This is a genomic window from Streptomyces sp. NPDC059008, from assembly GCF_042749045.1.
Classification (GTDB): Bacteria; Actinomycetota; Actinomycetes; order Streptomycetales; family Streptomycetaceae; genus Streptomyces.
In genome coordinates this window covers 1-8,319 of record NZ_JBHYJC010000094.1, presented here as the reverse complement: position 1 = coordinate 8,319, position 8,319 = coordinate 1, and the positions used below count along the sequence as shown (strand labels likewise).

6 protein-coding genes and 2 pseudogenes are annotated in these 8,319 nt (G+C 67.9%); 4 read left to right on the top strand and 4 right to left on the bottom strand.

Annotated features, from left to right (window positions below):
- Positions 1 to 171: 171 nt before the first annotated feature.
- Complete coding sequence (locus ACFWZH_RS39245) at positions 172 to 618, bottom strand: TIGR03618 family F420-dependent PPOX class oxidoreductase (protein ID WP_384443250.1); 447 nt, start codon at positions 616 to 618, stop codon at positions 172 to 174.
- A gap of 233 nt (positions 619 to 851) precedes the next feature.
- Here ACFWZH_RS39245 and ACFWZH_RS39240 point away from each other — a divergent pair, with 233 nt between their 5' ends.
- Positions 852 to 1,523 (top strand): hypothetical protein, encoded by a 672-nt coding sequence (locus ACFWZH_RS39240; protein ID WP_384443247.1) that lies wholly within the window; start codon positions 852 to 854, stop codon positions 1,521 to 1,523.
- A gap of 6 nt (positions 1,524 to 1,529) precedes the next feature.
- Here ACFWZH_RS39240 and ACFWZH_RS39235 read toward each other — a convergent pair.
- Positions 1,530 to 1,777, bottom strand: a pseudogene (locus ACFWZH_RS39235) (hypothetical protein); the annotation flags it as partial.
- Positions 1,778 to 2,626: 849 nt separating this feature from the next.
- Here ACFWZH_RS39235 and ACFWZH_RS39230 point away from each other — a divergent pair.
- Positions 2,627 to 3,670 (top strand): SGNH/GDSL hydrolase family protein, encoded by a 1,044-nt coding sequence (locus ACFWZH_RS39230; RefSeq protein WP_384443244.1) that lies wholly within the window; start codon positions 2,627 to 2,629, stop codon positions 3,668 to 3,670.
- A gap of 295 nt (positions 3,671 to 3,965) precedes the next feature.
- On the opposite strand, the pseudogene ACFWZH_RS39225 reads toward ACFWZH_RS39230, so the two are convergent.
- A pseudogene (locus ACFWZH_RS39225) lies at positions 3,966 to 4,382 on the bottom strand (transposase); the annotation flags it as partial.
- A 454-nt stretch (positions 4,383 to 4,836) separates the two neighbouring features.
- Between ACFWZH_RS39225 and ACFWZH_RS39220 the strand changes: the two are divergent.
- Both ACFWZH_RS39220 and ACFWZH_RS39215 read left to right on the top strand, forming a co-directional pair.
- On the top strand, positions 4,837 to 5,802 hold the full coding sequence (locus ACFWZH_RS39220; RefSeq protein ID WP_384443241.1) for a replication-relaxation family protein: 966 nt from the start codon (positions 4,837 to 4,839) through the stop codon (positions 5,800 to 5,802).
- A gap of 398 nt (positions 5,803 to 6,200) precedes the next feature.
- Positions 6,201 to 6,764: a GNAT family N-acetyltransferase gene (locus ACFWZH_RS39215; RefSeq protein WP_384443238.1), complete on the top strand. Its 564-nt coding sequence runs from the start codon at positions 6,201 to 6,203 to the stop codon at positions 6,762 to 6,764.
- 133 nt (positions 6,765 to 6,897) lie between these two features.
- On the opposite strand, the gene ACFWZH_RS39210 is transcribed toward ACFWZH_RS39215, so the two are convergent.
- Entirely contained in the window at positions 6,898 to 7,653 is a 756-nt protein-coding gene (locus tag ACFWZH_RS39210; protein WP_384443235.1) for a transposase family protein, read from the bottom strand.
- Positions 7,654 to 8,319 lie beyond the last annotated feature (666 nt).

Genomic DNA, 8,319 nt, shown 5'->3' with positions numbered 1-8,319 from the left:
CGGCGGGGGGCGGGTGTCCCCCCCTTGGCGCCCCCGGGGGGGGGTGTGGCCCGGCGGGCTCCGCCCCTGGCGGGGGGGGGGGGGGGGGCCCCCCCCACCGGCCCCCACCCCCCCGACCACAATCGCTCGAGCTGGCGGGGAGGGTAGCGGCTGCCCTGCCGACGATGACGATCAGGCAGCGGGGCGGGGGCCGCCGGGCCGAAAGCGCTCCACCCCGACGATGTGCCGGACCTTGACCGGGCGCACGATCACCGCGACCCGCTGTTCCCCCGGCATGAGCCACTCGAAGCGCTCGCTGCCCAAGTACTTGCGCGCCAGCCGGTCCATTCGGTCGTGCGCCTCGTCGCCCTCAATAAAGCGGGCCACTTCGCCACTGATCTGTACTCGGTCGAACGGATCGGCCGCGTCGGCGTGTGAGAGATAGACGCGGGGGTCGCGACGCAGGTTCTCCTCCTTCACCCGGCCCACCGAGGTGTTGAACGTCAACTCCCCCTCTCCCTCCAGATCCACCCACATCGGGCTGACCTGCGGCGCCCCGTCGGGGAACACGGTGCCGACGTACCAGATGTTGGGGGCTTGCAGCCGGGCGCGGACGGCTTCGTCGAAGGTCGTAGTCATCCCGGCAGGCTACCAATCATGATCATCAAGGCCGCTCGGGGGATTCGGGGCTCTGAAGTGAAGCCGATGCCGGAAACCATCCGCGTCAGGCCCGTGTCCGATCGGTTCGCCTGCCGAAGTGTTCGGGCCTGCCGAGCCCCGCGCTCACCGGCCCGCCAAGTGAGACAGCATGCTGCTCCAGGGCGCCGGAGTCTGCCGGTGGGTGTTCAGCCGCGTGCCCCTAGGGTGGAGCGATGCCCGCGCTGATCGACCTCGCGTACACCACCGGTGGCGGCATCATCGGAGCTGCTGTGACCACCTACCTTGCCCGCAATCATGAGCGGCGCCGCTTGCGCGCCGAGGTGCAGCAGCAGCTCCACCGGGTCGGCGCCGTACGGGACGGCGTATGCGACATCGTGCCCAGCCCTGTCGCCGGCAGGCGTCGGGCCATCCAGTACATGGTTGGCGAACGCCTGCTCGCCACCGGCGAGTTCGGGATCTCGGCGCTGTTGGAGGACGGTGCCGAAGCCGAGCGCGCGCTGCGCGCAGCACTCGAAGACCTCATCGTGGCCGCGCTCTCCGCCGGGATACCCCGCAGAGTCCTCGACTTCGCCGGTGGCGGTCAGGAACGTGCCCTGCAGTGCGAGGTCATACGTCTCATCGACCTGCGCGTCGGCGGCGTCCTGGGCGACGAGGACCTCGATGCGCTCATGGGTGCCTGCGACGACTACCGCGAGGCAACGGTCCAACTTCTGCTGCAGGCACTCTGGCACCCTTGGCAGAACCGGCTTCGCATGCACGCCCGCATACGCACCTTGCGTGGGCAGGTAGCGGCCCTGCACCACCGCCAGGAGACGGCCATCGCACTTCTGGCCCGACCGGAGCACACCCGTAATCTCGCCCAGCGCATCGGCTCCGCACCCTAAGGCCTGTCACCCAGTGAAGTGGTTCTGCCGGTAAGTGACCAGACGGCAGGCCAGTTTGAGGCACGCTTCATGGACGTCAGCCCTGCGTACCCTGCGTACCCTGCGTACCCTGCGTACCCTACGTACCCGGCGGACGCGAAGGCGCCGGAGCCCGTGCAGCCAGGCGAACGCGCGCGCTCAACCACCCACCGGTAGACACCAAGCCCGCTGCCGTGCCATGTACTACGTCGGGCGAAGGCAGGCACGGTGCCCCGGGCCGGGCCCGTACTTGATCGCGGTAGATGCCGTGTTCGTAGCCGTGGTCGGCGAAGAGCGAGTCCGGCTCGCGGCGATGGCCTCCGCCGGCAAGAGCTACCAAGTGCCACTGGCGCAGAGCAGCAAGACAGTGGAAGGGCCGCGCCCTCACACCCGCACCGGCCAACCGGGCCCGGTGCACATATAACCAGCGCAGCGCAGCGCCCGGCCCGGCCCGACACCACAACGCCCACACCGCCAACAACCATCAACAGGTACTGGGGCAACGTACGGAGGGAAGTCGGAGTCCCCCGGCCTTCTCACCAAGGGGCATGACCTGCTGCGATGCCCAGAAATGACGGGTAGTGATGTGTGCTCAAGGGAGTTCCCTGTTAGGGGGTGTGTTGTGGGGTCCTGTGTGGGCCCTTCTTACTGATCGTTTCAGAACGAGTTGATCCAGCGGGTCTATCAGTCGCCGATCTTGCTCGGCAGGGTGCCCGGTATGCGTGCTGATCTTGTTCCTGGCGACCTGCGGGGGCGGGTGGCTCCGCATGCGCAAGAAGGTCAGGGTGCCCGCCGGCACCCTTCAGATCCTGCTGGTGTGGTCCGACGACATCAGCTGTCTGTGGCGCCTCTCTCTGCCTCAGGGTTGGCCACCCGGCGCACTCACTGTGGCCAGAACCTCAGCGCAATACGCCCGGGTGGTTTACCCCGCGCACCCGTCGGTCGGTCGCATGCCCCCAACTACCTTCACCTCGTAGTCATTTGACTACGAGGTGTGAACGGAGCTACGGATGCGTCCGACGTCTACGGGCCGACTGGCGGCCCTCGCCTCGACTGCCCTGCTGCTGGCCCGTCCTGGAGGATCCATGCGAGACCCCGTCTCCCGCCGGCGAACGCGAGCACTGGCCGTGGGGCTCGTGCTGGCGGCGTCCTCGCTTGTGCCCTCGGGCTCCGCTGGTGCTGCTGATCAGTACGAGTGGGCCGCGCTGGGCGACTCGTACACCGCCGGCGGCTTCGTCGGGGACCCGCAACCCGCGCTCGGTGACCCTTCACGGGACGGCTGCGACCGCACCACCGACGCCTACCCCGGCGTTGTCGACCGGGAGCTCGCCGAGTTCCCGCCGGGCAAGCCCGTCCACCTGACCAACGTCAGCTGCGGCAACGCCACCATCGACAACATCGCCACGGCCAAGCAGACGCCGATCAGCCCGGTCCAGCCTCCCACCGGCGGCTGGCCCGCAGTGGACCCGCAAACCCAGCGGGCCGGCCTCAACGACCAGACCGACGTCGTCACCATCGGCGTCGGCGGCAACAGCCTGCCCTTCGGCGGCATGCTCCTCAAGTGCCTCGAACAGGGCACGAGCGGCAAGTCCTGCCGCGACTACTACACCAACCCTCCCGAGGGGGAGGAAAGCATCCAGGACAAGCTCGCCCGGGTCCAGGACGAGTACATCGAGATGCTGGCCAAGGTGCACCAGGCCGCGCCCAACGCCAAGGTGATCACGGTCGGCTACCCGGCCGTCCTGCCGCAGGAGGCCAGTGCCTGCGACCGCCCCGCCCTCACCGAGCTCGGCTCGATCACCCACGCCGACGTCGACTGGCTCCGTGACGACGTTCTCGAGCCGCTGAACAGGACGATCCAGCAGGTCACGTCGTTCTTCGGCGACCGCTACGTCGATGTCTACTCCTCCAGCGTGGGCCACGACGCCTGCCAGCCCGCAGGCACCAAGTGGGTCGAGGGAATCTGCGGCGACGCCGAGGAATACTGGCCTGCCAAGGTCCCCGGCACGCTGCTGAACTGCGCTCTCGTCGGCAAGCGCGCCACCCTGGTCCACCCCAATGCCGCAGGACACGCCAACACCGCCGCCCACGTCGAACGCGCCATCCGCATCGCCCTCCTCGAACGCTGACCAACCAGCCCGACCCCCGACGCCAGAGCCACGGCACCCGCACGAAAACGCGGCCCGAAGCCACCTGGCCGACCAGCACAACGAACGCAGCCCACGCCGACTTCGCCGCCCTCACCGGCGGCGAAGTACCCGAACCCCGCACAGAGTCCAAGGCCCTGCCAAGAGGCTGAGCAGCTTGCCCTTCGCGGCACTTCGGAAGAACAGAGCCAGGTCAGCCAGCTGGTCGACCGTGCTCCTTCGGCCAGGGAATGGCCGCTGCGGGAGGGCGCGGGCCCGGGCTCGCGCCCGCTGGTGACAGGCGTAGCCAGCAGATGAGCGCGCATCCCAGGGTGAGGAAGGCTTCGTGGATGTCGTCGCGGGTCTCCCAGCCAATCCGTAGGCGGCGGAACCAGTGCGGGTGAGCGAAGGCACGCTCGACCCCCCCGGCCGGCGGACCTTGCCCAGTCGGGAGCCGTGAGCGGCGCCGCGGCGGGCGATCACGGGTTTGATGCCCCGTTTCCACAGCAGGCGGCGGTACTTGTCGATGTCGTAGCCCCGGTCGACGTACAGCCGCCGGGGTCTGCGGCGGGGCGGCCCCGTGGGCCCCGGACCGGCGGGACCGCGTCCAGCAAGGGCAGCAGTGCAGCAGTGGGGTGGCGTCGTGCCGGTTGCCGCCGGTTGCCGCCGGTTGCCGCCGGTTGCCGCCGGTGAGCGTGACGGTGAGCGGGGTCCCGTGGTCCGGAACCGCAACCGTCCCGGATAGCAGCGCCGCCGCTCGGGAGCCGACGGCAGCAGCGGAGCTACCCGCTCCCACAGATCGTCAGAAACAAGATCGGAATGCCCCCGTCAAGGCAGCCTGGCAGGCATTGGAAGACGAGTACAGCGCCGCACCTCATGCCCGCGCCGGCGCATACCAGCAGACGGGCTCGTCGAGCACTGCCGAGTACGCATCGGCATGCGCCCGCCGTCCGCCGCGCGCTACGAACGCGCCGTCAGACAGCCCGTTCACCACGGCCCATCTCCCGTGGTGAACGGGCTCTTCGCGTGATGTGTCCTCTTCGAGATCTTCACCAAGGGCCGGTGGTGAGTGCGGTGGTAAACAGCCCCGGTCGACTGGCGGTGAGGCGCACACCGGCCCTCCCCGCAGCTCCAGCCGCCGCGGGCCCTTCCACCCCATGGAGCGCTCAATGCCCGCCCCCGCCAACGCACCGCGCAGCCGACGGATCCCCGTGCGGGAAGAGATTCTGGCAGTGCTGGCCGTACACCGCGCGGCCACGACCGTCCAGCTCAACCAGTTGCTGACACCACCCCCTGACACACACCACCTGCGCCACTGCCTGCGTGATCTCCGCAGCAAGGGGCTGCTCGAGTCCCGCGACCGCGCCCACCACCCCAGCATCTGGTCCCTCACCGGCCCAGGACTTCACACCGTTCTGGCCTGGCCCCAGTTCCAGAGCCGCCGCCCGTACCGGGCCGCCGCCGCCATCCCAGCGATGCGCAGCACCCACACGCTCACCGTGACCCAGACCGCCCTCGCCTTCGTAGAAAACGCCCGTGCGCGGGGTGATGAGTGCGGAGCGTCGGACTGGACGACGGAGGTCGCGCACCCGATCCGGGATGGTTCGGCGGACGGGGAACGCGCGGTGATCGCCGATGCGTTGCTGCGGTACACGCGCAACTCACCGACACGGACCATGCTGCGTGCCTTCGTCGAGGTCGACCGTGCTACGGAGTCGTCCGAGCGGCTCGGCGCGAAAATCATCACCTACGCCCGGTTCCACAGACATGTTCCCGTCCCGGGCCGGCGTGGCTCCGCTGCCGACCTGACGGGCCTACGCCCTTGGCAGCGCAGTTATCAGGTCTTCCCGAGGCTGCTGTTCGTGCTGACCGGCGCCGGCCCGCGGGCTCTCAGGAGCCGGGTGGCCGATCTGCGGGCGCTGGTGTCCGAGCACCCGCTGACCGAGCAGTTCGCGGACGAGGTGCCGGTGGGGCTGCGGTGCTGGAGGAGATGGAGGAGCACGGGCCCTCGGCTGCGGTGTGGTGGCCGCTGGACGGTCGCCCCGGACGCTGCGGCTGGATGGAGCTGTGAGCACCGCCCGGCAGCCCGCCGATCTCACGAAATCGGACCAGGCGGTCGAGTGGTACGGGCCTGACGACGGGGGGCTGCTTCCGCACCGCGGCGAGGGACTGGATCGGGGCTGTGCGAGGACCTGCGGGATGCGGATGTTGGCGCGAACCCCAGTACTCCGACGAACCGCCCTTCTGACGCCGATGTGCCGATGTGACACCGGGTTTGCACACGTCGCAAGGCGCCCCCGCCCCCGCGCGCACATCAGCCGCACCATACCGCCGTAGAGAACCGCCGTAGAGAACCGCCGTAGAGAGAAGTCACCGTGACCCTGGAAACCATGCACTGAGCTCTTTCCACTCTCACGCTGACGTGAAGGGATGACGGGGCGTCGCAGTGCGGCCTTGGAAGCAGCAGAGCTCTCGATCGAGGTTCCAGGGAAATCCGTTGGGCTGCCCGGCTTGCTCCAGTCATGATCTACTCATGGATGTCTATCTGGAGACCGAGCGCCTGGTCCTGCGACGCTTCACTGCCGATGACGCCGCCCTGCTGATCGAGCTGGACAGTGACCCGGCGGTGATGCGCTACCTGACCGGCGGCCAGCCGACCGCGCCGCAGGTCGTCCGAGAGCAATACCTGCCGCGCATCCTTGCCGGCTACGAGCGGTGGGGCGGCGCACTGGGGCTCTTCGCCGCACATGAAAAGGACAGCGGTGAATTTATCGGCTGGTTCCACTCGCGTCCACAACCAGAGGGCCCCCTGGACGAAACCGAACTCGGCTATCGACTGCGGCAGGCGGCATGGGGCAAGGGTTATGCGACCGAGGGCTCGCGAGGCTTGCTGGCGAAGGCATTCACTGAGCTCGGTGTGCGCATGATCTGGGCCGAGACGATGTCCGTGAACCACGGTTCGCGCAACATCATGGAAAAGCTCAAGATGACGTTCACGGACAACATCCCCATCCCCTCCGATATGAAGATGATCGAGGGCTCCGAGCAAGGGGGCGTACGGTACGAGATCACCAAGGAGCAGTGGGAGCAGCAGTAGCCCTGGTTTGCGCGGCATCGAGTTGCCAGGCGGTATCCGGGGCCCTTCTATGGGGCAGGTCGACACGGTCCGCTGTCGCGTTCGGTGGGCACCGCGATGCCATCCCTGGTGTCCCTGCTGGAGCGAGCCCTTCTCACGCTGACGTGAGGTGAAGGGCGAGGACATCCCTCACAATGCCTGCGATCCGATTGGTGCTGCAGCGGAGTTTGCGCAGGAGTCGCCATCTCTTGAGGGTGGCTATGGCCTGTTCGCCGACGCACCAGATCTTGGCGTGGGTGGTGTTGTGGCGGCACTGCCACCGCTTGAGCTTGCGCCCCTTGAACGGGACGCGGACGAGGTGGCCGGCGCCTTGGTATGCCTTGTCGGCCCAGCATTTGAGGCCGGCCTCGGCGAGAGCGTCGATGATGCCGTGCTCGCGTGCCGCGGTCAGATCGTGTGTGGCGCCGGGCAGTGCGGGCGAGGCCCACAGCAGGCGTCCGAGCGGGTCGGCCAGGACCTGGACGTTCATGCCGTGGTGCCGCTTCTTGCCGGAGAAGTAGGGCCGGTCGGCGGCGATCCGGTCGATCGCCAGCATGGTGCCGTCCAGGATCACGTACGCCTTCGTGCGGGCCGTCGCTATCGCCTCGTCGAGCGTCGGGGCCTGCGCTGCCAAGACCTCGATCGCTTCGCGGATGTAGCGGTAGACGGTCGCAATCCCGATGCCAAACCCCGCTGCAAGCTGCGCGTAGGTATCACCACACCGCAGGTGGGCGAGGGTGAGCAGGGCCTGGCGTCCTGCAGTCAACCGCCGCCACCGGGTGCCGATCTCCCGGCGCCGGGCCGCAAATTCGCGGCTCAGGTGTCGCAGTTGCGCGGTGGACAGATCGATCGCTGACGGGTACACAAGCACACTGAGCTCCTGACAGGGCGCGGTGGATCTTGATCGTGACACCTCCTACCGGGAGCTTCATTGTGTTGCAGAGCTGCCCAAATAACGGACACCAAAGTCAGGTTGGAAACAGCTCACTGGGTGTGGACGCAATCCCAGTCCAAGGGAACCGCGTGTCGCGCTGCTGGCGGTCGCGGATCGGGTGCGGACCCCTGCCTGTGAAGTCCGGCTGAGTTACGCGGACTTCATGGTGTCCATGAACGTGGCGAAATCTGTGGTCGTCGCAGCCATCCGGACGACGGTGAAACTCGGCGAGTTGGAAGTCGTCGAGGAGAAGAAGGGGACGCGGGCGACGCTGTACCGGCTGCCGAAAGCGGTGGGATATCGCCGGTCCCATGGCGTTAATGTACCGAATTCCGGCACTCCGAGTGGCCCGGATTCAGGTACATAAGCCGATGCCAGTAGACCGGATTCAGGTAACATAAGCCGACGCCGCTGGACCGGATTCCAGCACACGAAGCCGGGATCAAGTCCACGTTAGTGGGTCGGATTCCGGTACAGCGTGTACCGGAATCGAGGCCTCTAGAGGCCTCTAGCCTCGATCTTTCGTGACGGCTCGGCAGTTCAACTGGCGGGCCGTTTCGGCTTGTTGGGGTGATCGTGGGCATGGTGGTAGCCCGGCTGTCG

Excerpts from the sequence above, each read along its gene's own strand:
- ACFWZH_RS39245 (WP_384443250.1), bottom strand. The coding sequence starts at position 618 with ATGACTACGACCTTCGACGAAGCCGTCCGCGCCCGGCTGCAAGCCCCC.
- ACFWZH_RS39240 (WP_384443247.1), top strand. The coding sequence starts at position 852 with ATGCCCGCGCTGATCGACCTCGCGTACACCACCGGTGGCGGCATCATC.
- ACFWZH_RS39230 (WP_384443244.1), top strand. The coding sequence starts at position 2,627 with ATGCGAGACCCCGTCTCCCGCCGGCGAACGCGAGCACTGGCCGTGGGG.
- ACFWZH_RS39220 (WP_384443241.1), top strand. The coding sequence starts at position 4,837 with ATGCCCGCCCCCGCCAACGCACCGCGCAGCCGACGGATCCCCGTGCGG.
- ACFWZH_RS39215 (WP_384443238.1), top strand. The coding sequence starts at position 6,201 with ATGGATGTCTATCTGGAGACCGAGCGCCTGGTCCTGCGACGCTTCACT.